Here is a 26132-nt window from a genome sequence, read left to right on the forward strand (position 1 = left end):
AAACTCTGCGCTTTTTTATAATTTTAAAACAACACACAAATTATAATATGTCAGGAAAATTATTCATTTTTTCAGCTCCAAGTGGTTCAGGTAAAACAACTATTGTTCGTCATCTACTTAGACAGGATTTTAAACTTGAATTTTCTGTTTCAGCAACCAGTCGTGCCAGCAGAGGAAAAGAAGTGCATGGAAAAGATTATTACTTCTTAAGCACAGAGGAATTCAAACAAAAAATTGAAAATGATGAGTTTTTGGAGTGGGAAGAAGTGTACGAAGGATGTTTTTACGGCACTCTAAAAAGTGAGATTGATCGTATTAGAAATAAAGGCAACAATGTTATTTTTGATGTTGATGTTGTTGGTGGTGTAAACATCAAAAAATACTATAAAGATGATGCTTTGGCAGTTTTCATCCAACCACCTTCTCTTGAAGAGTTAGAAAAAAGATTAAGAGGAAGAAATACCGATAGCGAAGAAGTAATTGCCGAACGAATTAAAAAATTCCAGTTTGAATTGGGATTTGCAGATCAGTTTGATAAGGTGATTATTAACGACAAGCTTGAGGTTGCTCTTCAAGAAGCTGAAAACACATTAAGCGAATTCATTAAAAAATAATATGAAGCTTAAAATTGGATTATATTTTGGATCATTCAATCCAATTCATATTGGACATTTGGCCATAGCAAATTATATGGCCGAATACTCCGATTTAGATCAAATTTGGTTTGTAGTAAGTCCGCAAAACCCATTTAAGCAAAAATCAAGCTTACTCAGCGATTACCACAGGTTAGAGTTAGTAAACCGATCAATTGAAGCATATCCTAAATTAAAAGCCTCGAATATTGAGTTTGGTTTACCCAAACCTTCCTATACAATCGATACGCTTACTTACTTAAAAGAAAAATACTCCGAATATGATTTTTCTTTAATAATGGGTTCGGATAACCTGAAAAATTTCGAAAAGTGGAAAAACTACGAGTTAATTCTACAAGAACATGATTTGTATGTGTACCCAAGACCAGGATTTAAGGATAAAGAAGTTGAGCTAAATGGTACTGTTCATTTGGTGAATGCACCACTTATGGAAATATCATCAAGCTTTATTAGGGAGGCCATAAAGGAAAAGAAAGACATTCCCTATTTCATGCCTGAAGCGGCTTACAACTACTTAAAAGAGATGCACTTCTATGAAAGGTAATAAAAACAAAAAGGCAGGTCCCCACCTGCCTTTTTCTAACCCAAAATGATTTCCAATACGAAACTTTAACCCTAAAACCTTATACAATTCATATTGAAATATTGATTCGCTCAACGTGCCTAACCACTACACTCCCGAATCGGAGTGCAAAGGTAGATATTATTTTTAATCTACAAAGGGAATTTGAATTATTTTCCTAAAATTTGAGTCTGAATAATTATCACTTCAGCTAAAAGCTTTATTCTAAAAGCATTTAATAAAAAAGAGGCTACAATTGCAGCCTCTCTAAATTTATTATCCAATTCCTATTTTAGTTAAAAATTGCATCATCTACACCTTTATTTACAAGCAATTCTTTAATGGTTAAAGGCATTTCCTGTGGTCCCATTTTAGTAATGGTTTGGAAAGGATACTTCACTCCATCAACTTCTTTGTAATCCTTGTACAACATGATCATACTCATACCTTGCTGCTGTGCGACGGTTTTAACTTTTAAACCAGTATTTGCATTAAAGAAATCAAATCTTGAGTTCCCTTGAGGATCTTTAATTTCAAGTTTATATGCTTTTTCACCATCAACTTTTTCAGCACCAACAAGTTTCATTTCATAACCCAATTTTTCCATAGAAAGTTCAGGACACATTTGTGCTTGTTGCTTAAATCCTGCTAATTGTGCTTCATTTGCTGCCATTTCCTGTCCTTGTGCAACTACTCTACCTGCAGTTCCATTGTAATACATCGCTTGCATTACCTGTCCATTCATGGTCATTTTCATACAGAATTTCTTATTGTTTTTTTGTGCTGTCTCAACATTAATGCTCATTGGGCCCATTTTCATTTCACCTTTGATGCTAATATCTTTTACAGCTTCCCACTTTTCACGACCTCCAATTGCAGCAATGTAGTTATCAATTACTGATTTGCATGTCAAACCTGCTGGAATTGCATTAGGATCTTCTTTTACGATATCACCTTTGTAGTCATACTCTTCAACTTCTCCATCAGAATCTAATTTCGCCAATTGCTTTTTGTATTTCTTATCACCAACAACCAAGTAAACCGCATGGTTAGGATCAACATACTTTTTAGCCATTGTTTGGATATCTTCCAAAGTAACTTTATCCAATTTTTCCAAGTAAGTTGCATAATAATCAGCTGGCAAGTTGTAACGCTCAATTGCCATTGCAAATCTGGCAATAGTACCCGGATCTTCAAGAGATCTGGCAAAGTCACCAGCCATAGTTGCTTTAGTCATATTCAAATGGTCCTGAGTCAACTTTGTATCTCTGATTCGATTCATTTCAACAACCATTTCCATTAATGCGCTATCAGTTACTTCAGCTTTAACTTCAGAACTGGTGTAAAATCCACCAACCAATTTATCTGAATATAATCTCGAACCTGCACCATAAGTATAAGCCTTATCCTCTCGTAAGTTTTTGGTTAATAAGCCAGAAAAACCACGACCTAACATTGCATTCATTACTGATGCTGGAATTACATCTGGGTTACCTTTTTTCAATTCGAATGAGTTGTAAATTCTCACCAATGACTGAGGAGCAGCATCTTTATTTGCCAATACTACACGCTTACCTTCCATTTTTGCTGGCATTTCATAAGAATGACTTGGAACTTCAGCAGCTTCCCACTCTCCAAAATACTTTTTAACTAATTTCTTAGCCTCTTTGGTAGTAATATCACCAACAATTGCCATTAATGCTTTATTAGGCTTAAAATAGGTGTTATAGTAGTTCTTACAATCGTCGATTGTAATACTTTTAACGGTCTCTTCCGTTACAACATCTCCGTATGGATGATGTGCAGGATAAAGCACCCTGCTTCTCATATTACTTGCCATCGATTTAGGGTCGGTTTTATTAGCCTCTAAACCTGATAAAGTTTGCTTCACAATTTTGTCAAATTCTTCTTGTGGAAAAGTTGGATTCAACAATACATCGGCCATCAATTCAAGAATTTGCTCCTTATATCTTGACAAACCACCAGCATCAACTCCAGATGAAGATACACCTAATTCAGCACCAATAAAATCGATTTCATCAGCAATTTGCTTTGAAGATCTTGTTGCAGTACCACGATCAAGCAATTGTCCCATAATCGACAAATAACCGGCTTTATCACCTTCGGCAATTGGATCATTTAACAAAGAGATTGCAAAACCTACTTGAGGTAACTTGTGATTTTCAACCACTAAAACTTTCATTCCATTTTTAAGGGTAAAACTATCGTAATCACCCAACTGTACTTTTGGAGCTGGCCCTGCTTTAGGAGCTTTTGTTCGGTCAACCTGAGCACTAGCTGTAAATGCGAAACAAACAACAACAGCAAGTGCTAAAAATCTATATAAGTTTTTCATTTTCATATATTTTCTATTCTGGAAATTTCAATTAAGAACTTCTATATTATTTCTGCTTTGGTAAGTAATACAAAACAACTCTATTCTCAGGAACGAAATACTTTTTAGCAACATTTCTTATATCCTCTTTTGTTACAGCAAAATACTTTTCAAGTTCTTTATTTACTCTTTCTGTATCTTTAAAGTATGTATAAGCAGTTGCAAGGTTTTCTGCACGTGCTGCAATTGTTGAATTTGAACTTACCAGTTCATTCTCAATTTTATTTCTTAGCTTCTGGAATTCTCTATCAGAGATTAATTCATCTCTTACCACAGCAAATTCCTTGTCCATTTCATCCTCTAAGGCCTTAGGATCCACTCCCATATTTGGAATACCAAAAGCAAGAGTCAAACCTGGATCTTCATAAGGCATTGGGAAAGCCATCAACTGAATTGCTTTTTGCTGGTTATCAACCAATTCTTTGTAAAGACGTGAGCTCTTTCCATCAGTCATCAATTTTGATAACATATCTACAGCATAAAAATCAGAAGTTCCTACAGCTGGAATATGATATGCTTGAATAACTGCTGGCAATTGAATATTATCAAATACTGTATCTCTAACCTCAGCTGTCTTTTTAGGCTCCACAATATTTGGACGATAAATCTTTTTAGTTCCTTTAGGAATTTCAGCGAAATAATCATTTATTAATTTTTTTGCTTCCGCTTTTTCAAAATCACCACAGATTGTTAATACAGCATTATTTGGCACATAAAATTCTTTGTAAAAGTTCATGAAATCCTCATCTTTTGCATTACGAATGTGTTCTTCATCTCCTATTGGAGTCCAACGGTATGGATGCTTTTCGTAAGCATGAGCCATTGTTTGAGGCAAAATTGTGCCATAAGGAGGATTATCGTAACGTTGCTTCTTCTCTTGAATTACAACTCCTTTTTGAGTTTTAATTCCAATTTCTTCAACTTTTGCATGCAACATTCTTTCCGACTCTAACCATAGGCCTAAAGCCAATTGGTTTGATGGAAGCATTTCAAAATAATAAGTTCTGTCAGTAGAAGTATTTGCATTCAACTCACCACCTGCTCTTGACACATATTTGTCATATTGGTGACGAGGAATGTTCTTGGTTCCTTCAAACATTAAGTGCTCAAAGAAGTGTGCAAATCCAGTAAGTTCAGGATTCTCATTCTTCGAACCAACATGGTACATCACAGAAACTACAATGTTTGGTGTAGTATGATCTTGCTGCAAAATAACATGCAAGCCATTATCCAAATCATACTCTTCAAACTCAATTTTTCCATTTTGGGAAAAGCCACTTGCCAGTCCGAATACAACTAGCAACGAAAGTAGTAGAAGCTTTTTCATCATCATTTTATATTGTTTTACATTATTAATTGGATTCTACTCGAATCTAAAACTGCTAAACAATATTAGATGATTATATCAGCATTTTCAATTTTTTTGGATAAACTCAGATTTAACTCGACAAAACGATGTATTAAACTGTTAAACCTTTTTAACTGAACAAAACAGTTAAAACTTGTTAATTATTTAGCACGAAAAAAGAGGAGCTCAAATGAACTCCTCTTTACTTATTGAATGTATGTTATGTCTGTTGTGATTACAGGACTTGAACATTTTCAACACTATCAATTCCTTTTTGAATTGCTTCAATATTTAGAGGAATCAATTTGTGGTGACGCTCTGGTAAAGATTTTTCCAAACCTTTTTTAACATTTTCAATTTTAACAATAGGCTTCACATTCAAGAAACCACCTAAAATAATCATGTTAAAAGTTTTTGGATTACCCATTTCAGCAGCCAAAGCAGCTCCAGGAATCTTAAAAATGTTAATATCTTCTCTTTCCGGATGACGAGTGATACCGTTTGGATCATATAGTAATGTTCCTCCTGGTTTAATATCAGCTTCGAATTTGTCCATCGACTGCTGATTAAGAATGATAGCTGTATCAAACTTTTTCAAAACAGGTGAACTAATTCTGTCATCACTTAAAATTACTGTTACGTTAGCAGTACCTCCACGCATCTCAGGACCGTATGATGGCATCCATGAAACTTCCTGATCTTGCATAATACCTGAGTAAGCTAAAATTTTACCCATTGAAAGTACACCTTGACCACCAAATCCTGCAATGATAATTTCTTCTGTCATTTTTTTACAGTTTTTATTGATTTAAAATGGAGTTCTATTCATCTTTTAATGTACCCAATGGATAATAAGGGAACATATTTTCTTTCATCCACTCATTTGATTGAGTTGGAGATAATTTCCAACCTGAAGAACAAGTTCCTACAATTTCGATGAAAGAAAGACCTTTTTTCTCTCTAGTATTTTCAAATCCTTTACGGATAGCTTTCTTCAACTTTCTTACTGCACCTGCAGTTTCTGCTGATTGACGAGTTACAAAACGCGTACCTGGCAGAAGGCTAACCATTTCACTAATCTTCATTGGTGCACCAGTAGAAGCACAATCACGTCCATAAGGAGAAGTTGCAGTTACCTGATTTTCCAAAGTAGTTGGTGCCATTTGACCACCAGTCATACCGTAAATTGCATTGTTTACAAATACCACTACAATGTTTTCGCCACGGTTACAAGCGTGAATAATTTCAGCACATCCAATTGATGCTAAATCACCATCACCCTGGTAAGTGAAAACATATTTTTCCGGCATTAAACGAGCAGTAGCTGTAGCTAGTGCAGGAGCACGACCATGAGCTGCTTGTTGCCAGTCGATATCTAAATAATTATAGGCTAATACAGAACAACCTACTGGTGAAACACCAATTGTCTTATCCTGAATATCCATTTCTTCGATAACCTCAGCAATTACCTTGTGAATTACACCATGTGTACAACCTGGGCAATAGTGCATTTCGTTATCTAAAAGAACATCGGTTTTCTTGTAAACCAAGTTCTCTTCGCTAATAATATTATTGATTTCAGTTGTTGCTGTCATAACTTATTTTCCTAAAATTTTTTCTTCCAATGCTTCCACAACCTCTTCTGGTGTTGGAATAATTCCACCATAGCGTCCGAAGTGTTCTACTGGAACTTTACCTTCAACTGCTAGTCTAACGTCTTCTACCATTTGACCAGCACTCATTTCTACAGATAGGATACCCTTAACCTGTCCCAACATTTCTTGAATTTGCTTTGTTGGATAAGGGAATAGAGTTATTGGACGTAACAAACCAACTTTAATACCTTTTTCTCTTGCAAGCTCAACTGATTTCTGGCAAATTCTTGCACTTGAACCATAAGCTACGAATAAGTAATCTGCATCATCACAAGCAATTTTTTCGAAACGAACATCGTTCTCTTCCATTGCTCTATACTTAGCTTGAAGTTTGTGATTGAATACTTCTTGCTTTGCAGAATCCAAATCCAAAGAAGTTGAAATATTACGTTCGCCACCAGCTTTCTTACCGTTAGTTGCCCATGATCCTGAAATCTTTTCAATTTCCTCATCAGTCCAACGTGGTTTGTAATCAGATAATTCTACCTTTTCCATCATCTGACCGATAACACCATCAGATAGAATCATTGCTGGATTTAAGTATTTAAATGAAAGCTCAAACCCTAGGTCAACAAAATCGTTCATTTCCTGAACTGATGCTGGTGCCAAAACGATTAATTTATAATCACCATGACCACCACCTTTTACAGCTTGGAAGTAATCCGATTGAGCAGGCTGAATAGTTCCCAAACCTGGGCCTCCTCGTACAATATTTACAATTAATGCAGGAAGCTCAGCACCTGCCAAATAAGTAATACCTTCTGCTTTCAAACTAATCCCTGGACTAGAAGAAGAAGTCATTACTTTCTTACCGCAAGAAGCACCACCATAAACCATGTTAATAGCAGCAACCTCACTCTCAGCTTGCAGAACCACCATACCAGTTTCATCTTCTGGTTTGCGGATCATTAGGGTCTCCATAATTTCGGATTGAGGAGTAATTGGATATCCGAAATATCCATCGCAACCACAGCGAATCGCTGCTTCTGCAATTACCTCATTTCCTTTCATTAAACGAACGTCTCCCATTACGAATATTTTTTATAAATTTTTCAGATTTTAGTAATAAGTACTTATTGTACTAGCTAGCCTTGGCTCTGTAAACTGTAATTACAGTATCAGGACAAACCAAGCCACAGCTTGAACAACCAATACAAGCATCTGGATTGGCCATATGAGCATAATGATAACCTTTACCATTTACTCCTCTTGCCAGTTCGATAACCGCTGTAGGACAAGACACTACACAAAGTCCACATCCTTTACATTTTTCGGTATCAACTACAATAGCACCTTTAAATTTTGCCATAGCATTTATAATTAAAAATTAAATGTTTTTACACTCTAAAGGTAACAAATTAAAAGCAATATTGATGATTCCACTTTCAATTTATTATCCCATCAAATCAACTGAATTTCAATTCCTTACACCTAAACACCAGAATTTACAATCAATCTAAATAATATAATCCACTAAGGATTAAAACATTATATATTTTTTAGCTCAATTTACTTTCTAATTGATGATGTTTTTCAAACTCTTTTAATCTGAATTCAAGATCCTTGAATTGATCACGAGAAATTTGAGAAACACATGCTCTTAGTCCTTCTTTCAAGCTACCAGTTTCGTTCAAACAAATTGCTGAAATTCCGTAATACAATAACTCTTTATTTAGTTCAGCCCCTGTCATTCCAGGATATGAAACCGTAAAATAGAATCCGTCAGCAAGTGGTACATTCACATCAGTATCATAAACCAGTTCGAAACCATTTTCTAGGAACATCTTTTTCATGATTTGAGCTCTTTCACCATACTCTTTCACATCGTTAATAAAATCAAAACTTCCTTCATTTGCAGCTTTCAACATCGCACATAAAGCATATTGTGCCGAATGAGAAGTGCCCGATGATAAAGTATAAATAATTCTATAGATGATTGTATATCCCAATTCACCAGTTCCACCAAATCTTTTCTCAAGATTTTCGAACTTACGGCTATATAGTTTATCTGAAATACAAAGCAAACCAATACGCTGCCCAGCATAGCTAAACGCTTTTGAGCTCGAAATCATCAACACATAGTTATCTGTATAATTTGCAACACTTGGCTGATAAGGAGCCACACCTGGCTTACCTAAATCCGAACGGAAATCCATAGCAAAATATGCCAAGTCTTCCATCACGATCGTATCGTATTTATTGGCTAGCTCACCAATAATTTTAAGTTCTTCTTCATTAAAGCAAATCCATGCCGGATTGTTAGGGTTTGAATAAATCATTCCAGCGATATTGCCTTTCGAAAGGAATTCTTCTAATTTTTCTCTTAGCTTCTCTCCTCTGTAATTGTATACATCAAATGATTCGTATTTCTGTCCCATAACCTCCAGCTGTGTTTTCTGTACTGGAAAACCTGGATCGATAAACAATATTGTATCTTTTTTAGGATCACAATTTCCAATTGCCATGAAAGCCGCATATCCACCTTGCATTGAACCAACAGTTGGAACAATACCATCAGCTTTGATATCGATATTCATGAAATTCTTAACGAAACGAGAACCTTCTTCCTTTAAAGCTTTAACCCCTTCCAACATCGGATATGCCGAAGCGGCTCCTTCCTCTAAGGCTTTTTTCTCTGCCTCAATCCCCACTTTTGCAGGTTTTAATCCAGGAACTCCCATCTCCATTCTAATGAATTTCTCTCCGCTTTCCTCCTGAATTAAATTTACAACACGAACAATATCACGAATTGTTGCATCAGCCATATTATTGATTCCACAATACGCTAATTGCTTATCAACAACTTCTTTATTTATGGGGGTATTTTTCATTTCTCTGTATATTTTGTGGTTAAGGTTAATAGCTGGTGATATTTTTAGCTTTTTCCATCTTAAAATCTTTCAATTTTTAAGCATCTACTACTACTCACCTTACTAATTCTATGCAATTTTACGAATTTTAATAACAAATTAAAACATCAAACTCTTATTTGATTGCAATCTAAACAAAGTAATCGTTTTAAATGTTTCAATTCGTCACATTAAGGATTCATTACCTTACAAATTAAAAGAGGCTGATCGGAATACCGTCAGCCTCTTATATTTTTATACTCTATAGAATATTATTCAAATTCAGGAAGAATAACTTCTAACCATTTCTCTACCCTTTCTTCGGTAAGGTCTGATTCAAAGTCTTCATCCAATGGCAGGCCAACAAATTTGCCATCAACAAATGCTCTTGATTCGTTAAATTCATAGCCTTCCTCACTAACTTGACCAATCATTTCGGCTCCTGTAGGTTTAATTGCCTCAGCCAAATCTCCCATTGAATCGACAAAGAAATCTGCGTAAGCAATATGATCTCCTAATCCAAAAAGAGCAATTTTTTTACCTTTTAAATCTAAACCATTCAATTTTGGTAAAAAATCATCCCAATCATTACCCGAATTATCAGATGACCAAGTATGTTTTCCAAGCGTTGAAATTCCCATGATGATATTTGAATACTCCTTCAATTTTTCAGCGTCGGTTTCTTTAACCAAATGAACTTCAACTTTTTTAGTAGTTATCTTTTCAGCTACAATTTTAGCGACCTTATCCACATTTCCGCCTTCAGGTCCGTAAAACAATCCAATCTTACTCATAGGACAATATTTTATGTTAGTGTGTTTCTTGTTTCTTCTACAAAGTTAAAACTATTTGGCACTTTTCAAACTCGCAATGGCAAGCAATACGCCTAATACAATACCTAAAACCGCTGCAAATAAAACCTGGAAATCTGGTGGCAACAAAAAGGTAATTGTATGGGCTGGAATCCAGAAAAATGGAATTGTTTTTTTGAATACAAAGTTCCACTGAACATCCCAGTTTAAATTCACAAAAATATTGGAAAACTTTATTGGACGAAGCAATCCAACAACAGTACCACCATTATCAACAATGTGAGTATCCGTAATCTTATGCAGGGTCATCATTACTGGTGCATAAATCAGGTTCATAAAGGCACTAATACAGAAAGCCACCAATAGTTTTGTTACAGTAAATGGCTGTTTCATTGCCTCAATAGCACCTTCAACTCCAAGGTATGATAAGAAAATTGGAGTGCCGGTTGCAAAAATTACAAATGCCAACTTAATGGTTAAACCTAAGAATCCCCATACAATTGCACGAGGAATTACACCAAATCCTTTTTGATAATAGTTACCTGTTCGAATACGCAAGCCGATTACCTCACCAATGGTTGCCAAAATTGCAAACTTGATGAAACTTGTTATCATGCCATGCTCCTTATTAAAATCGATATAAAAATCGAAAACAGTTTGAGATACAAAAAACGGCAAGAACAACAATACGAATCCTAGCCAGAAGATAATATCTTGTTTCTTCATTGTTTTATAGTTAGTTATTATTTACGAGCAGTTATTACAACTATACTAATTGAACAAATAGCATGAGAAAGAATCCCATGCTATTGTTTTTATTTTTCTGATTGCTCTGTATAGTTGTCCAGACCTTGAAAGAATCCTGTCTTCACATCTTTCCACTTTATGACGATCCCTATTAAAAGGATAATCACAAAACTGATCATCATTTTCTCATTCTTATTCAGATCTTTCCACTTTCTCATCACATATATATTTAGACTTTTAGATAATAGATGTGAGATTTGAGACAAATAAAATCTAAAAACATTTTCTCACATCTCATCTCTATCTTCTGATATCTATTTTATCAATTATTCTTTTTCAATTCTGATACGAGCATCAACAGCTACAACCGCATCCTTGTTACCCAATAGTGGATTCAAGTCCATTTCGAAGATTTCAGGAGCAACTTTCATTAATGCTGCCACACGAGTTACTGCTTCAGCAAAACGATCTTCGTTCACTGGTTCCTGACCTCTTACACCTTTAATGATTCCGTATGAATTCAATCCTTGAATCATTTCATGTGCTTCCTCAGTTGAAATTGGAGCAAGAGATGCTTTCACATCCTTCAATACCTCGATAAAGATACCTCCTAAACCACACAATACCATGTGACCAAATTTATCTTCACGCTTCGCACCAATGAATACCTCAGTACCGCTAAGCATCTGAGCCAACATTACTGCATAAGTATCTTTAATCTGCATCATTCTCTTGAACTCAGAACGAACAGTTTCTTCATCCTTCACATTCAAGGTTACACCACCCACATCCGATTTGTGAACTGGTCCAACAACTTTCATTACCAATGGGAAACCTATTTTCTTAGCCAAAGCTACGATCTCTTCTTCCGTATCAGCAACACCTTCTTGTGCACGTGCAATCCCTGCAGCGTCTAACAAGTTGTGAATTTGCTCAGGGCTTAAATATCCGTTATCAGCTTCATCAACAATCTTGCGAATTCCAGCTACATCAACATCTGGTAAAGCAATTTCTTCTGGTTGTGGCTTTGGCGTATTGTACACTTTTGCCAATGCATTACCAAATACTACCTCATCAGGGAAGTTGATTCTACCTTTAGCCAAGAAGTGCTCAATCTCGTCCTTCACATTAATTACCGATGGAAGAATTGGATAGATAGGCTTCTTGCACTCTTTCATTTTCTCGTGAAGAAGATCATATACATCATATACTGGGAACAATCCCGGGCTACCGAAAATAACAGCCATTGCATCGATGTTATCGAAATCATTCTCACAAGCATCAATAATATCACCCAATTGCTGAGCTGTACCCGTTGCCAGGAAGTCGATTGGATTTGCAACAGAAGAACCAGGATATAGTTTCTCTAACAGAGCATCAGCTTTAGGACCTTCGATATGAGGAACATCCAAACCGTTATTTGAAAGAGAATCTGTCAACATTACTGCAGGACCACCAGCATGAGTGATTACAGCAACATTCTTACCTTGCAATTCAGGATGCATGAAGATAGATGCCACAGTTGCCAACTCTTCACGACCGCTACAACGAACGATACCAGCTTTTTTGAACAATGCATCAACGGCAACATCAGAGCTAGCCAAAGCACCAGTGTGCGATGAAGCAGCACGACTACCAGCTTCCGAACTACCTGATTTAATCGCAGCAATCTTACATCCTTTGCGAATTAAAGATGAAGCGTGCTTCAATAGCATTTCAGGCTTATCAATATTTTCAATGTATAAAAGTTTTACCTTCGAACTTGTTTCAGGATCGAAACTTTCATCCATGTGTTTCAAAATTTCTTCAACACCCATTTGTGCTGAGTTACCTACCGAATAAACGCTAGAGAATGACAATCCTTTAGGAACACCAGACTCCATAATGAATACTGCTGTAGCTCCAGATCCTGAAATGAAATCGCAACCTTTAGGATCTAAACTTGGGATTGGAGTGGTGAAAACACCATTGTAGTTTGAGTTTAAAACACCCACACAGTTCGGGCCAATTAATGAACCACCAACCGAGTTTACTGTATCAACAATTTCTTGTTCTAGTTTAGCACCTTCCTCGTTTTCTTCGCTAAAACCAGCCGATAGAATAATAAAAGCACGAGTGTTTCTCTCTTCTGCTAAGAATTTAATTGTAGAAGGACAAAATTTAGCTGCAATTGCCAAAATTGCAAGATCTACATTAGGCAGATCCTTAGGGTCTTTAAATGATTTAACACCTTGTACTTCATCCAATTTAGGATTAGCTACATACAAGTCGCCTTTAAAATCTCCATCGATAAGGTTTTTTAAAACCTTTCCACCTGGTTTTTGCACATCGTCGGAACCGCCAACTACAACTATACTTTGGGGGTTAAGTAACTGTTCGTTTATCATGTTTTGTTGTTAATAGTTTTTCAATTTTCCGACAAATATAGTAATAATCTGCTCCTATTGAGCTGATTTATCAAACAATCCGTAAGTAAAATTTACATTTTCGCTTATCAATATTGTTATTTAGAAGCATAGCTATCTCATTTCCACTCAAACGTTTTCGAATAACACTATATTAAGATTTAAGAGTATTTTATTCCAAATTGTATCCGATGGTACAAAAAGCTAGAATTTTATAAGTATTTTTGTCGGAGAAACAACAGATACAAAATCAGATGTCAAAAAGTATTCAACAGATCCTGGAGCAAGACTCATTAACAAAAGAAAATATAATCCAATTATTAAAATCTACTGGAGAAGATGAGAAAGCATTGTTTACCAAATCATCCGAAGTAAAGCTTAATTACATTGGGAAAAATGTTCATTTCAGAGGTTTGGTTGAATTCTCGAACATCTGTAAAAAGGATTGTTTGTACTGCGGAATTAGAGTAGGCAACAAAAATGTTGATCGATACGACATTGCTGACGAAGAAATACTAAAGGCAGCAAAATTTGCCTACGATAACAACTATGGCTCGGTGGTATTACAATCTGGCGAAAGATCGGATAAGGAATTTGTTGACAGAATTGAAAATCTGTTGAAAGAAATTAAGAAGTTGAGCAATAACGAGCTGGGAATTACCATCTCCTTGGGTGAACAGACGAAAGAAACCTACCAACGCTGGTATGATGCAGGCGCTCACCGATACCTACTAAGAATTGAATCGAGCAATCGTGAGCTATACGAGAAAATTCATCCAAAGAATGAAAATCATGCGCACGAAACCAGATTGAAATGCTTGAAATATTTACAGGATATCGGATACCAAACTGGAACAGGTGTAATGATTGGCATTCCATTTCAGACTTATGAAGATTTGGCCAACGACTTGTTGTTCATGAAAGAATTTGACATCGATATGGTAGGAATGGGACCATTCATCGAGCATGATGAAACGCCATTGTATGAATATCGCGATCAGTTAATGAGTTTGAATGATAGATTCAGATTAACCCTTAGAATGATTGCCGTATTGCGTATTTTAATGAAAGACATCAACATTGCATCAGCAACAGCTCTGCAAGCAATTGATCCTTTGGGACGAGAAAAGGCCCTAAGAATTGGTGCCAACATCATCATGCCAAATATTACCCCAACAAACGAAAGAGCCAACTATTTGCTTTATCAGAACAAACCTTGTATTGATGAAGGTGCTGATGATTGTACAAACTGCATGGAAGCCAGAATTAACATGGCCGATGGAGAGATTGGTTATGGCGAATGGGGAGATTCGAGACACTATGCTAGCAGAAGGAAGGATGCTTAAAAAAGAAAAAGCACAATTCAATAAATTCTAATTGAGTTAATTGTTCTTCAATAAACCTCTACAAGTTTCATAGACACATTTTTCAAAAGACAATACTGCTTTTGAAATTAAAAAGTTGCGTTATTCGAGTGGAAAAAGGCCTTTTTAATCTTTTAGGCACGTTTTAAATCAAAGAAAATGGCTTTTTAAATTAAAAAGGGGCGTTTTTAGTTTTTGAAAGGCAGTTTTCAATTTAAAATCTACTTTCTAACTCATTTAAAACGACTTTTTGAATTCAAAAGGTACGTTCTCTTTTGAAAAAAATGGCTTTTTACCTTCAAAAGGCCTTTTTTCATTTGAAAAACGCTTCTAAAAATTTCGAAATGCACGTTGTCACTCGATTAATGTATGATTTTGTCTTCAAATTTGGCATTGTCAATCGTACAATGTGTCTAAAAAAACTCTCAGCACCATTGTCGTTCGAAAATGAGTGAAATCATTACTTACTAATCCATATGGCAAAATAATAGATAAAACTGAATTAAAACCTTAACAGATAAATAACAAAAAACCAAGCTGTAGCATGGTATTAACACTTTCAATTCCTTCAAAAAAATTGTACCTTAAATGGCATTAGCAGATTATTTACATTTAAAGGAGTATTATGAGATATTTTGTGGTGTTTTGTATGGTTCTTTGTATGATTTTACTCCCCAATCATCATTCCAAAGCGCAACAGTATAGCTTCCAAAATTATTCCCTTGAGGAAGGTTTACCTCAGTCGGAAGTTTTTAGTTTAATTCAAGATCAGAAAGGAAATTTATGGCTCGGCACCAATGGTGGTGGTATTTCCCGCTTCAATGGCAAAGAGTTCATTTCTTACGATCGTCGTCATGGTTTGGCAGATAATAACATCAGGGCCTTACATCAGGATTCTAAAGAAAACTTATGGATTGGAACAAGTATTGGCATTACAAGCTTCAATGGCGTATCGTTTAAAAACTATGGAACAGATGACAATGTTCCGAATGCTGTTTATTTTAGGGTTTTCGAAGATAAAAAAGGCCGAATATGGGCATTGGGAAATGATCTAAATAATCGACAGATTATATATAGAGAAAAGGGACAGTTTAAAGACTTTATTCAGGAGCACGAAGACATTCTAAACAGAACCCAGGTGAGAAATATTCTAATGGATAATGAAGGAACAATTTACATCATTACCATAGATGGTTTATTTGAATTTAAAAATGAAATCCTGTCCAGATCAACACTTAACGATATTCCTGAATTTGAAGGACAAATTGTAGTACCAACTTTAGTCGATAATCAAAACAAACTATGGTTTTCGAACTTCATTCCGAATTATGGTTTTGTTTTCTACAAAATGGTGGATGGGAAACCACAAAAAATTGATCTGCCAAGCAATATCCCTCCTCAAAATATCGGCTCAGTAACACTAGATTCCAATAATCGTTTGTGGATTAGTGTTTTTGGAACTGGAGTATTGCTTATTGATGAAAAATACAGCAAAATAATAGATGCCAGTCGAGGTTTGATAAACCCGTTCATCAACAATATTGTTGAAGACAAGGAAGGTAATATTTGGATGACAACCAGCGGGAACGGTTTGATTAAGTATGGCAATAACAAGTTCCTATCTATTGATTTTACCAATGATGTTGGTGGAAATATTGTGCGTGCAATTATGCAGGATTCTAAAAACAATTTCTGGTTCAGCATATCAGGTAAAGGAATCGTGCAGTACAAGAGAAATGAACGAAAAGCCTATACTCAATCGGATCACCCTGGATTAATAAACATTCGTGATTTTCACCAGCTGTCAAATGGCAATATTCTAATGGCTGGCTTCAATGGTTTAATCGAATATAATGGCTCAAGGTTTAAAGAAGTATCGCAGCGATATGGCTTACCTGCGGGGACTGGAATTATTGATATTCTTGAAAAAGATGGCGAAATGTGGTTTACCACTCAGGGCTTTGGGGTAGTTCATTACGATAAAAATGGCAGACGAACGCAAATCACTACTGAAAGCCATGGACTAAAGACCGATCAAATCACCAATGTATATGTAGATTCAAAAAATCGGGCATGGTTTTCTCACTTTCAGGGCTTAAGTATGTTTGATAAGGATACCGTTATCAATTTTGACGAAACCAATGGCCTAAATTACAAATGGGTAATGCAAGTAACTGAAGATACCAATGGCAACATTTGGGCAGCTACCTTTAGCGGAGGCATAAATAAATGGGATGGAAAAACATGGACTTACGTAACCACTGAAGAAGGATTGAGTTCAGACATTGCCTACTCTATTCTCACAGATCAAAATGGAACCATTTGGGTAGGAGCTCAAAGCGGTGTTGACAGAATAAACTATAATGATAGCAGTGCTGTTGAAAGCATCAGGCATTATAACAAATTCGATGGCTTTGTTGGAGTTGAAAATAACGGCTCATGTAATTATATCGACAAAAAGGGAAACCTATGGTTTGGAACGATTAATGGCGCCATGATGTTTAGCCCAACAAAAGATGTTATCAACCCAAATCCTCCAATTATTCAATTAACTGATATTAAATTATTCTTCCGAAAAGTAAATTGGAGAGATGAAAAATACTCCAAATGCATGTGTGGTGTCAATCCTTGGTTCCCATTACCACAGGATCTCAACCTCACTCACGATATGCATCATCTTACATTTAAGTTTGAGGCTCTAAGCTATAAAGCACCCGAGAAAGTAAAATACAAATGGAAATTGGAAGGATTAGATCAGGAATGGTCGCCAGTCAGTGACAAGAGTGAAGCAATTTACTCCAGAATTCCGCCTGGAGAATACACCTTCAAAATAATGGCTTCAAATAGTGATGGAAAATGGACTTCATCTCCTTATGAATATCATTTTAAGATTAGACCTCCTTGGTATAAAACCTGGTGGGCCATTAGTCTCGAAATTTTATTGTTGGCACTTGTTGTCTACCTAATCATGATGGCTCGAATTCGAAACATTCAACAAAAAAGAATTGAGCTTGAAAAGTTGGTCACTGAAAAAACAAAAGAAGTTCGCGAGCAAAAGTTCGAAATCGAAGCTCAAAACAAAATATTGGCTGAGCAAAAAGATGAAATTAGCGAACAGGCGCAAAACCTTCAAAAATCTTATATCAACCTGATTCATTTGAATGATATTGGAAAGGTAATTACCGCTAATTTATCGGTTGAAAGCATCATCGATACAGTTTATGAATCGGTAAATGAATTAATGGATGCCGCCATTTTTGGAATCGGAATCTACCAAAAAGAGAGCAATAGTTTGGTCTTCCCAAGAATTAAAGAGGATGGTACAAATCTAGACTCGGTTGAATTCGCAATGGAAGATGATACCAGGTTAGCGATTTACTGTTACAAAGAACAAAAAGATGTATTTATTACGGATTTACAAAAGGAATATCACAAATACATCACTAAGATTATTCCCGTTGAAAAATCAGGCACACCAAAATCGGTGATTTATTTGCCCCTAAAGGTGAAAAATAAAACAATTGGAGTAATCACTGTTCAAAGCTTCAAGACCAATGCTTATCAGAACTATCATCTGTCGCTTTTGCAAAATATAGCGGTATATGCAAGTATAGCGGTCGAGAATGCACAATCGTACCGAAAAATTGAAGCACAAAGTAAGGTATTACAAAGAGCCAATAAGGATATTAGAAAGCAAAAAGAAGAAATTCAGGTAAAGAATGCAGAACTCACAGAATTAAATCATGAGAAAAACCATTTGATAGGGATCATTGCTCATGATTTAAAGAACCCTCTTACATCTACCATATCGATTACGGAATATTTAAAGGATAAATTAATTTCTGAAAACAATTCTGAAGATGTAGAAAATGTATCTTTCATGTTGAAAGCATTGCAGAGAATGAATCAAATGATTTCAAAAATCCTCGATATTGGTGTAATTGAATCAAAATCTATCAACTTACAATTGGAAAAAACCAACTTAAAGAAGTTGATTGAAATGGTGAATTTGCATTTCAAGGACCATCTGCAACAAAAACAACTAAAATTAAATTTGGAAGTAAATGATACCTATGCAATGGTAGATCCAAATTACATGACGCAAGTTTATGAAAATCTGGTTTCAAATGCCATTAAGTTTTCTCCAAACAACAAGAACATTCACATTAAAATTTGGGAAGAAGGCGATAAAATTAGATCCTTGGTCAGCGACGAGGGGCCAGGAATTTCAGCCGAAGATCAAGATAAGCTTTTCGGGAAATTTCAAGTATTAAGCTCAAGACCAACTGGTGGTGAAAAATCAACCGGACTAGGCTTATCCATCGTTAAGAAATACGTAGAAGCCATGAAAGGCAAGGTTTGGTGTGAAAGTGAACTTGGAAAAGGAGCCAACTTCTACATCGATTTAGAAAAAGCCATATAAAAAAATGTCCGGATAATCCGGACATTTTCTTTTCGATTAAGGTTCAAAAAACATGTGCTGAATCTCAACACCTTCTATTGCATAAATTTCTTTTTCGAACCGATCCATATCTTCTTCTGAACCAATAACCTGAATCAATATCAGGCCATAAGGGTGATTTTCTGCATGCTCAACCTCATAAATACCTAATCTGGTTTTTATGGAATTAACATATCGAGCCAGAATTTCTTGAACGCAGCCATTTTCTTTATCCTTATCGCGGATAAGAATCCCAAAAATTCGAATTGCTGATTTAATCATCTTTACTGAATTTTGAATTAGCAAATAGGGCCTTAATAAGTTACAAAAAATGCACTATTTTATAAACTCAAAATCCAATGAATTGATTAGAAATAAAGGTCGCGTTTGCCTTTCTTAACCAGCTCAAGACGTTCTTCTAACTCTTCAACCTTTTGGATATCTTTTAGCTCTTTCTTCTTTAAATCAATTAGCTTGTATCCTTTTTCTTTCATTTCCGGAGTACCATAATCCTCTAGATATTCAGCAAGAGTAAGAATTGCATTCTGTGTACAATACCTCTTGATAAACCCAGGAACAGAAAACTCCATAAAATGCTCACCTGTTCTTCCCTTACGATAACAAGCCGTACAGAATGAAGGCAAGTATTGTTTATCCAAAAGTTCATCAATTACCTCTCCAAGACTTCTGGTATCACCAATCTCAAATTGTTCATGATCTAACTTCTGTTCTTCTCTCGATTTTTCGGTATATCCTCCCAATTGGATATTGGTTCCCGCATCAATTTGTGATACCCCTAATCGGATTACTTCTTCACGAATTTCTTGAGTTTCTCGAGCAGTTAGAATCAAACCAGTATATGGAACCGCTAATCTCAAAATAGCTACCAAACGAATAAACTCTTCGTCGCTAACTTCGTACTTAGGATCAATTGTAGAATCTGAAGCTGCCTTAATTCTAGGGAACGAGATGGTGTGTGGTCCAACATTGTAGCATGCTTCGAAATGATTTACGTGACGAACCAAGCCCATTACATCAAATTTCCAATCGAAAAGTCCAAATAAGGCGCCAATTCCAACATCATCTATCAATGCCTCCTGTGCACGATCTAAACCAGTAAGTCTCCAATCAAAATCTGATTTTTTTCCACTAATGTGATATTTCGCGTAAGCTTCACGATTGTAGGTTTCCTGAAAAATTTGATAAGTTCCAATCCCAGCTTCTTTCACCTTCTTATAGCCTTCAATATCCAAAGGTGCCGCATTAATATTCACACGTCGGATTTCGCCATTACCCGATTTCACCGTATAAACCGTTTTTACGGAATCTGCAATAAAATCGGCATCATACATTGGATGTTCACCATACACCAATATTAGACGCTTCTGACCATTATCCTCCAAGGCTTTTACATCACTAATAATCTGATCGTGTGAAAGCGTAGTTCTTTTTTGTTTTTTATTAGATGCTCTAAAACCACAATAAGTACAATTATTGGTACACTTGTTTCCAATGTATAAAGGAGCAAAAATCACAATTCTATCACCATATACTCTCTCCTTCAAAGTTCGAGCACCTTCTTTAATTTCCTCAATCAATTCAGGATCCTCTGTTTTCAAAAGTACTGCTGTCTCCTGTAAACTCAGTCGATTCTTATCAAGTGACTTTTTAATAATTCGACGAACATTTTCCTTAGAAGCGTCAGCTTCATCAAGCATTTCCCAAATTTCAGATTCATCGATAAAAGGTTTCATCCTTTCATCTTTAATCCGATACTCTTGAGGTTTGTAGATCATTTTCATGTTATTCGCTGTATATCTTCAACTCAAGTGCTAAACAACATTTGAGTTGTATAGTATTTTGTTAGTTTTCAGCACAAAATTAATCATTATTATTTTGAAATGATTACAAATTGGAGTTTGAGGTCCAAATTTTCTATTTAAATTTTTAACACAAAAAAACCCTTGGCTTTTTCCAAGGGTTTCGATTTAAATTTATCTAGCTTTTAATGATATTTTCTCTTAATAAACCAGTTCTCGAACAAGTTCAATTCTATATTAATTTTTCCATAATCCTCTCTCACTAGATTATTGGCAGTTAAGCCCATTTGACCAAATTCAAATGAAACATTAATCATTCCTTTTCCTCTTGCCAATGGCATGCCTACCCCAAAACTGAAACCTCTCGTTGTGATTCTCTCATCTCTTACTTTCATGTATCCAGTATCATAAAACGCTCCAAAACGATAAGTCAACTTCTTAAAAAATTTGGTTGCATAGCCATCATTTGCTTCATATATGGTTGCAAGTGAAAACTTATTACGATCAACTAACTGATTTTCTTTCTCGAATTTTTTCGTTTCACTCCATCTTTCTAATAAATAATCAGCTCCAAACCAAAGCTGTTTTCCTTTATTAACACCTAAAGAAAGACCATAAATCTCCGGAACTTCATATCTTCCATGACGCGTATCATTATAACTAATTGTCCCTAAATTCACCACTTCAACTTCTCTCTTGGCTCTAATTCCAATTTTTGGTTGATATTTCATCCCAAGAACAATAGAGTTATCTATAAAGTTGAATTGATATTGCGCACCAACATTAAAATTTAATCCCGACGAGATTAACTTTGAAGTATTTAAATAAGTCGAAGCAGATCCACCTTGTGGAAGAATGGACTCGTCTCGGCTATTATTTCCAAATATATAAATCCCATTTACACCCAAAGATAAATTCTTCGTTACCCTAAATCCATTTGACAAAATCAATTGGTTTAGTCCACCAGTTCCTGTTAAAGAACGAACAACATAGTCTGTTCCTCCTTCAATAAATTCAATATTAGTAATGTCGTATCCCAAACTTGTATATGGAGCTAAAGAAACTGCCACACCATAACCAGGTGCTGCTTTAAAACCAAATGCTAATTTAGAAAAGTTTAAATCATTAAACGTATCATCATCATTCCCTTGTTTTAACCTACTAAATTTAGCACTCATTCCAAATTGGAATATAAACTTCAAGCTATCCAATTGAGAAAGTGCCGCTGGATTGTTTATATTCAAAACACTACCATTACTATATGACAAACTTGCCATACCAGTAGGATTTGCAATATCGTGAGTCATCAACTCTCCATAGCCATAATAAGAATATGGGGAACTTGTATTATTTTGTGCTGTCAGATTAGAAGAGATCAAAATTAATCCCATTACTGACAAAAAGCAGAATTTACCAATAGATTTTAAGCTTTTCATTAATCTAGCCATATATTTTGTAAATATTTTTCTTAACTCTCCCTATTATCGCTGAATTACGTATGTTACCTTTAATTTCATCCTATAATCAGAATCTGGATCATCCTCAATAATTAGACGATCATAGGTATTTCCTACAACCTCCCTCTGAATCCCAATCAAAATAGCATCCTCGTATTCTTTTCCACTCACAACTACACTATTCACATAAGAAGTTAAATCAACAGAATAAAACGTTTCGTCCTTATTTTGAAGATTATCATTTACCCTAAAGGCTATAGCTGTATTGTTAACTCCAGGAATAAACGATCGAAACTCATTATCTTCATTTGTATTATATAGGATCAAACTAGTTAATCTAGAAAATTTGTCAGCTGTAGGCAAAGGGAATAATTCATCGTCAAAACTATCATTTTTTGGATACATTATCAGTTCTGCCTTTAAAACCCCTCCGGCTATTCCTAATCTTTTTAAGTTTTCTATATAGGGAATATTTATTTTAGTATACAAACCAACACCGCCTTGAATAAATGTTAAATGATCAGTCTGTTCAGAATCCAATTCATCCTCTTGTTTGATTAAACGATCTAAGCCTTGCGGTGTACTTGAACGATCAGAGGAATAATTTGTAAAACTCTTTTGTTCGTCTGGTCCATCTGCTACAATTTGAAAATCATGAAATTTTTGCTTACCTGCATCTTCGTAATCTGTTTCATGATAATACAGCCTTAATTTCAATTTTCCTTCACCAATTGGAGCTTGCCACATAACCGTATTTTCATCTCCTGGTCTAATAACCAAACCTTTTATGAACTTATGCCATTGGTTCACATTATTAAATATTTCACTTTCGGTATTTACCGAGTCTACAATTTCTTTACCCAATGCAATTGCATCTGCATTTTCCATTTTTATGAAGATACCTTTACCATAGTACTTTTCACTATAATCTATCTCCCCTTCTGCTCCATGATTATCTATAACCTGATTATATTTAGACTGCTTAACTGGCTTAAGAAAAAACTCTGTATCCAGAAGTGGATTTTCATTATAATCAAATTTAGAATGAGCATAATATGCCAACTCGTTATCAGGCAATTCTATTTCCTCTGACAATTGATTAATTATTATTCTCTGCGGTTGTAATGTATCCCCAAAATATAGTGTATCTGGGTATGCCATAAACACCAATGAATCAAACTCTATGTTAATATCAGCCCCTTCGCTACTTGTTGGTTTTTTAAATCCACCGCTAAAATCAAGCACACCATAAAACTCTGTTTTTACATCTCCCAAGAATTCATCCTGATATCTTCCCAAAATAGATTTTTTAAAGCCTGAAGTAACCAAAGAATCCATGATTACAGTTGAGCTTTTTATCGTGAGCGAATCGATAAGAACAACTTCCGAGTTTTCATCAATTAAATTGTCTCCGATTTTATGTTCTTCAAAATTGTTTGAGTTACAACTAATAAATAAACTTAGTGCTAACAGCAATAAAAGTACATGGTTTGTTCTCATTCTCATAATTTAAAATACGAATCATATAACCTAAGGAGCTAACACCAACTTATGATTAATTGCTAACCTTTGTCATATTTTTGGATAACGCACAAATATAAATAAAATATTGACACTATCGAATTTATTCTTTAATTGGTAAAATTTGTTAAATACCGCTTATTTTTACTGTCTAAAAATGAACTTATGGATTTTTATTTTATATTTGTCGTCTACATAATATAGGATGTTTTAAACACTAGTAAGAAATTAAAAATTAATTGATAAAATCATAACAAATGAAACAACGACTATTAATAGTATTATTTGCATTATCTCTATTTTTTACCAGCTGTGGTAGCGATAATGATTTAGTGGGTAACTGGATTAAAAGTTCTTCATTTGAAGGACGTGCTAGAAGCGGTGCTGTAAGCTTTGTAATTGGTGATTACGCTTATGTTGGTACAGGTTATGATGGAAAGGACGTATTAAAGACATTTTACAAGTACAGCCTTCAAGATGGTTGGAGCAAAGTTCAGAATGATTTCCCTGGTGTAGCAAGAAGAGAAGCTGTAGCTTTTGAGGCTAATGGAAAAGTATATGTTGGTTTAGGAGTGGATGATGATGATGAAAGATTAAGCGATTTCTTCGAATTTGACCCAACTACAGATACTTGGAATTCAACTGCAATTGATATGACGGGAGGCCCATCAGCTAGACAAGGTGCCATTGCTTTTTCAATTAATGGTGTTGGATACGTTGGTACAGGTTATGGTTTTCAGGAAGGTGAAGACCGTACGCGTTTGAAAGATTTCTACAAATACGATGGAAATTGGACAAAAATAGCATTTGATGGTGAAAAATCTAGAAACTCTACTGCTTTTGTAATCGATGACAAAGCATACATTGTTTCAGGAGAAAACAGCTTAAAATATGTTTGGGAATACGATCCTGCAAAAGTGACCAATACATTTAATGGATGGACAAGAAAAGAAGATCTAGATGATGATAACCGTTGGGAAGATGTACAACGATCACAAGCTGTTTCTTTTGTAATTAATGGTAAAGGATATATCGCAACTGGTATAAGTTCTGGTTTGAAAAGAGACGTTTGGGAATATGATCCAACCAGAGATGAGTGGGATGAAAAAACAGAACTTGAAAGCCCAGAAGTTCAAGCAAGAATGGATGCTGTTGCATTTACCTTAAACAACAGAGGTTTTGTTACTACAGGAAGCACATCAGGTTTTTACTTTGATGACATGTGGGAATTCAACCCAACAATGGATGAAGACGATAAGGATAACTAGAAATTAATCTTATAATCTCAAAAGCCGTTTCAAATTTGAAACGGCTTTTTTTACACCTTATAATTCCAAATAATCTTTGAAAGGCATTATCATTTTTCCTTATATAGTTTAAGCAACTGTATCTTTATAAAAGATCCTTCAATAGGAAATATTCCGATCTCTTAAAACAGATAATACGAAAGAAATATTCTATAAATTCATATTACATCATCATATATTTAACAAGTTTTAACTTTTACTTGTTAATAAACGTTAACAAAAAAACCTCCGACCCAAGGCCGGAGGTTTTAGGATATATTAATTCAGTAATTTACGATTGATACTCTTTGATGATATCTGCTACATCACCAGCAGCAACACGTCCGTAAACGCGCTCACCAATGGTAACAACAGGTGCCAAACCACAAGCTCCTACACAACGAAGGCAGCTAATAGAGAATTTACCATCCTCTGTAGTTTCACCAACAGGAACATCTAATAAACGTTTAAACTCTTCCAATACTTTCTCAGCACCTCTTACATAACAAGCGGTTCCCATACAAATAGAAATTGGGAATTCTCCTTTTGGTACCATAGAGAAGAATGAATAGAATGTTACAACACCATAAACGTGAGCAACGGAAACGTTTAATTCACGAGCAATGATTTCCTGAACCTCTGCAGGCAGGTAACCAAATGTCTCTTGAGCCTTGTGAAGTACATTAATCAACTCGGCTCCATCATTATCAAATGATTTGCAAATCTCCACAAGTGTATCAACTTTGGATTTTGCTAATTTAATTTTTGCCATAATATAAACTCCTTATATTAGTTGGATTTTAAAAATCCAGATGGT

General features: G+C 35.2%; 21 protein-coding genes. 5 read left to right on the forward strand and 16 right to left on the reverse strand.

Translation table 11 applies throughout. From position 1 onward, the window contains the following. The first annotated feature begins 47 nt into the window (after positions 1-47). Together gmk and nadD are read left to right on the forward strand one after the other, a co-directional pair. On the forward strand, positions 48-614 hold the full coding sequence (gmk, locus tag DF185_RS08535) for a guanylate kinase (RefSeq protein ID WP_110360335.1): 567 nt from the start codon (positions 48-50) through the stop codon (positions 612-614). Position 615: 1 nt separating this feature from the next. Then, the gene (gene nadD / locus DF185_RS08540; protein ID WP_110360336.1) at positions 616-1197 is read left to right on the forward strand and encodes a nicotinate (nicotinamide) nucleotide adenylyltransferase; all 582 of its coding nucleotides are present in this window, start codon (positions 616-618) and stop codon (positions 1195-1197) included. 310 nt (positions 1198-1507) lie between these two features. Here nadD and DF185_RS08545 read toward each other — a convergent pair whose 3' ends face one another. The 11 genes from DF185_RS08545 to DF185_RS08590 all read right to left on the reverse strand — a co-directional run bounded on the left by DF185_RS08545 (position 1508) and on the right by DF185_RS08590 (position 13408). Beyond that, the gene (locus tag DF185_RS08545; protein WP_165835982.1) at positions 1508-3571 is read right to left on the reverse strand and encodes a M16 family metallopeptidase; all 2064 of its coding nucleotides are present in this window, start codon (positions 3569-3571) and stop codon (positions 1508-1510) included. A gap of 46 nt (positions 3572-3617) precedes the next feature. Continuing rightward, complete coding sequence (locus tag DF185_RS08550; protein ID WP_243421761.1) at positions 3618-4943, reverse strand: M16 family metallopeptidase; 1326 nt, start codon at positions 4941-4943, stop codon at positions 3618-3620. Positions 4944-5193: 250 nt separating this feature from the next. Next, positions 5194-5745, reverse strand: a complete 552-nt coding sequence (locus tag DF185_RS08555) for a 2-oxoacid:ferredoxin oxidoreductase subunit gamma family protein (RefSeq protein WP_110360338.1) — start codon at positions 5743-5745, stop codon at positions 5194-5196. Between the two features lie 34 nt (positions 5746-5779). After that, positions 5780-6553 carry a thiamine pyrophosphate-dependent enzyme gene (locus DF185_RS08560; protein ID WP_110360339.1) on the reverse strand — a complete coding sequence of 258 codons (774 nt, stop codon included), beginning with the start codon at positions 6551-6553 and terminating at the stop codon, positions 5780-5782. A 3-nt stretch (positions 6554-6556) separates the two neighbouring features. Next, positions 6557-7642, reverse strand: a complete 1086-nt coding sequence (locus tag DF185_RS08565) for a 3-methyl-2-oxobutanoate dehydrogenase subunit VorB (protein ID WP_110360340.1) — start codon at positions 7640-7642, stop codon at positions 6557-6559. A gap of 52 nt (positions 7643-7694) precedes the next feature. After that, positions 7695-7922: a 4Fe-4S dicluster domain-containing protein gene (locus tag DF185_RS08570; RefSeq protein WP_054716272.1), complete on the reverse strand. Its 228-nt coding sequence runs from the start codon at positions 7920-7922 to the stop codon at positions 7695-7697. Positions 7923-8112: 190 nt separating this feature from the next. After that, the gene (locus DF185_RS08575; protein ID WP_110360341.1) at positions 8113-9444 is read right to left on the reverse strand and encodes an aminotransferase class I/II-fold pyridoxal phosphate-dependent enzyme; all 1332 of its coding nucleotides are present in this window, start codon (positions 9442-9444) and stop codon (positions 8113-8115) included. A gap of 290 nt (positions 9445-9734) precedes the next feature. Further along, the gene (locus DF185_RS08580; RefSeq protein WP_110360342.1) at positions 9735-10256 is read right to left on the reverse strand and encodes a flavodoxin; all 522 of its coding nucleotides are present in this window, start codon (positions 10254-10256) and stop codon (positions 9735-9737) included. Positions 10257-10307: 51 nt separating this feature from the next. Then, positions 10308-11000 carry a hypothetical protein gene (locus tag DF185_RS08585; RefSeq protein ID WP_110360343.1) on the reverse strand — a complete coding sequence of 231 codons (693 nt, stop codon included), beginning with the start codon at positions 10998-11000 and terminating at the stop codon, positions 10308-10310. Positions 11001-11089: 89 nt separating this feature from the next. Beyond that, a complete protein-coding gene (locus DF185_RS23570; protein ID WP_165835983.1) occupies positions 11090-11239 on the reverse strand; it encodes a hypothetical protein in 150 nt (49 codons plus the stop codon). 108 nt (positions 11240-11347) lie between these two features. Beyond that, positions 11348-13408, reverse strand: coding sequence for an acetate--CoA ligase family protein (locus DF185_RS08590; protein WP_110360344.1), 2061 nt, complete (start codon positions 13406-13408; stop codon positions 11348-11350). A 272-nt stretch (positions 13409-13680) separates the two neighbouring features. Here DF185_RS08590 and hydE point away from each other — a divergent pair, with 272 nt between their 5' ends. Continuing rightward, a complete protein-coding gene (gene hydE / locus DF185_RS08595) occupies positions 13681-14772 on the forward strand; it encodes a [FeFe] hydrogenase H-cluster radical SAM maturase HydE (protein ID WP_110360345.1) in 1092 nt (363 codons plus the stop codon). A gap of 643 nt (positions 14773-15415) precedes the next feature. Next, positions 15416-19213 (forward strand): sensor histidine kinase, encoded by a 3798-nt coding sequence (locus tag DF185_RS08600; RefSeq protein WP_110360346.1) that lies wholly within the window; start codon positions 15416-15418, stop codon positions 19211-19213. Between the two features lie 36 nt (positions 19214-19249). On the opposite strand, the gene DF185_RS08605 is transcribed toward DF185_RS08600, so the two are convergent. From DF185_RS08605 to DF185_RS08620, 4 genes are all read right to left on the reverse strand, one after another. Continuing rightward, the gene (locus tag DF185_RS08605; protein WP_110360347.1) at positions 19250-19513 is read right to left on the reverse strand and encodes a hypothetical protein; all 264 of its coding nucleotides are present in this window, start codon (positions 19511-19513) and stop codon (positions 19250-19252) included. Positions 19514-19599: 86 nt separating this feature from the next. Next, positions 19600-21033 carry a [FeFe] hydrogenase H-cluster radical SAM maturase HydG gene (gene hydG, locus DF185_RS08610; RefSeq protein WP_110360348.1) on the reverse strand — a complete coding sequence of 478 codons (1434 nt, stop codon included), beginning with the start codon at positions 21031-21033 and terminating at the stop codon, positions 19600-19602. Between the two features lie 203 nt (positions 21034-21236). Continuing rightward, on the reverse strand, positions 21237-22499 hold the full coding sequence (bamG, locus tag DF185_RS08615; RefSeq protein ID WP_133250003.1) for a BamG family beta-barrel-assembly machinery protein: 1263 nt from the start codon (positions 22497-22499) through the stop codon (positions 21237-21239). 33 nt (positions 22500-22532) lie between these two features. Further along, positions 22533-24008: a DUF4270 family protein gene (locus DF185_RS08620; RefSeq protein WP_165835984.1), complete on the reverse strand. Its 1476-nt coding sequence runs from the start codon at positions 24006-24008 to the stop codon at positions 22533-22535. Between the two features lie 278 nt (positions 24009-24286). Between DF185_RS08620 and DF185_RS08625 the strand changes: the two genes are divergently transcribed. After that, positions 24287-25297, forward strand: a complete 1011-nt coding sequence (locus DF185_RS08625; protein ID WP_110360351.1) for a Kelch repeat-containing protein — start codon at positions 24287-24289, stop codon at positions 25295-25297. A gap of 310 nt (positions 25298-25607) precedes the next feature. Here DF185_RS08625 and DF185_RS08630 read toward each other — a convergent pair whose 3' ends face one another. Beyond that, entirely contained in the window at positions 25608-26087 is a 480-nt protein-coding gene (locus tag DF185_RS08630) for an NADH-quinone oxidoreductase subunit NuoE family protein (RefSeq protein WP_110360352.1), read from the reverse strand. Positions 26088-26132: the final 45 nt, after the last annotated feature.

This window comes from Marinifilum breve (assembly GCF_003202155.1).
GTDB lineage: Bacteria > Bacteroidota > Bacteroidia > Bacteroidales > Marinifilaceae > Marinifilum > Marinifilum breve.

What these genes read in the sequence shown, in the direction of transcription:
- gmk (WP_110360335.1), top strand. Translation starts at nt 48, where the DNA reads ATGTCAGGAAAATTATTCATTTTTTCAGCTCCAAGTGGTTCAGGTAAA.
- nadD (WP_110360336.1), top strand. Translation starts at nt 616, where the DNA reads ATGAAGCTTAAAATTGGATTATATTTTGGATCATTCAATCCAATTCAT.
- DF185_RS08545 (WP_165835982.1), bottom strand. Translation starts at nt 3,571, where the DNA reads ATGAAAAACTTATATAGATTTTTAGCACTTGCTGTTGTTGTTTGTTTC.
- DF185_RS08550 (WP_243421761.1), bottom strand. Translation starts at nt 4,943, where the DNA reads ATGATGATGAAAAAGCTTCTACTACTTTCGTTGCTAGTTGTATTCGGA.
- DF185_RS08555 (WP_110360338.1), bottom strand. Translation starts at nt 5,745, where the DNA reads ATGACAGAAGAAATTATCATTGCAGGATTTGGTGGTCAAGGTGTACTT.
- DF185_RS08560 (WP_110360339.1), bottom strand. Translation starts at nt 6,553, where the DNA reads ATGACAGCAACAACTGAAATCAATAATATTATTAGCGAAGAGAACTTG.
- DF185_RS08565 (WP_110360340.1), bottom strand. Translation starts at nt 7,642, where the DNA reads ATGGGAGACGTTCGTTTAATGAAAGGAAATGAGGTAATTGCAGAAGCA.
- DF185_RS08570 (WP_054716272.1), bottom strand. Translation starts at nt 7,922, where the DNA reads ATGGCAAAATTTAAAGGTGCTATTGTAGTTGATACCGAAAAATGTAAA.
- DF185_RS08575 (WP_110360341.1), bottom strand. Translation starts at nt 9,444, where the DNA reads ATGAAAAATACCCCCATAAATAAAGAAGTTGTTGATAAGCAATTAGCG.
- DF185_RS08580 (WP_110360342.1), bottom strand. Translation starts at nt 10,256, where the DNA reads ATGAGTAAGATTGGATTGTTTTACGGACCTGAAGGCGGAAATGTGGAT.
- DF185_RS08585 (WP_110360343.1), bottom strand. Translation starts at nt 11,000, where the DNA reads ATGAAGAAACAAGATATTATCTTCTGGCTAGGATTCGTATTGTTGTTC.
- DF185_RS23570 (WP_165835983.1), bottom strand. Translation starts at nt 11,239, where the DNA reads ATGAGAAAGTGGAAAGATCTGAATAAGAATGAGAAAATGATGATCAGT.
- DF185_RS08590 (WP_110360344.1), bottom strand. Translation starts at nt 13,408, where the DNA reads ATGATAAACGAACAGTTACTTAACCCCCAAAGTATAGTTGTAGTTGGC.
- hydE (WP_110360345.1), top strand. Translation starts at nt 13,681, where the DNA reads ATGTCAAAAAGTATTCAACAGATCCTGGAGCAAGACTCATTAACAAAA.
- DF185_RS08600 (WP_110360346.1), top strand. Translation starts at nt 15,416, where the DNA reads ATGAGATATTTTGTGGTGTTTTGTATGGTTCTTTGTATGATTTTACTC.
- DF185_RS08605 (WP_110360347.1), bottom strand. Translation starts at nt 19,513, where the DNA reads ATGATTAAATCAGCAATTCGAATTTTTGGGATTCTTATCCGCGATAAG.
- hydG (WP_110360348.1), bottom strand. Translation starts at nt 21,033, where the DNA reads ATGAAAATGATCTACAAACCTCAAGAGTATCGGATTAAAGATGAAAGG.
- bamG (WP_133250003.1), bottom strand. Translation starts at nt 22,499, where the DNA reads ATGGCTAGATTAATGAAAAGCTTAAAATCTATTGGTAAATTCTGCTTT.
- DF185_RS08620 (WP_165835984.1), bottom strand. Translation starts at nt 24,008, where the DNA reads ATGAGAACAAACCATGTACTTTTATTGCTGTTAGCACTAAGTTTATTT.
- DF185_RS08625 (WP_110360351.1), top strand. Translation starts at nt 24,287, where the DNA reads ATGAAACAACGACTATTAATAGTATTATTTGCATTATCTCTATTTTTT.
- DF185_RS08630 (WP_110360352.1), bottom strand. Translation starts at nt 26,087, where the DNA reads ATGGCAAAAATTAAATTAGCAAAATCCAAAGTTGATACACTTGTGGAG.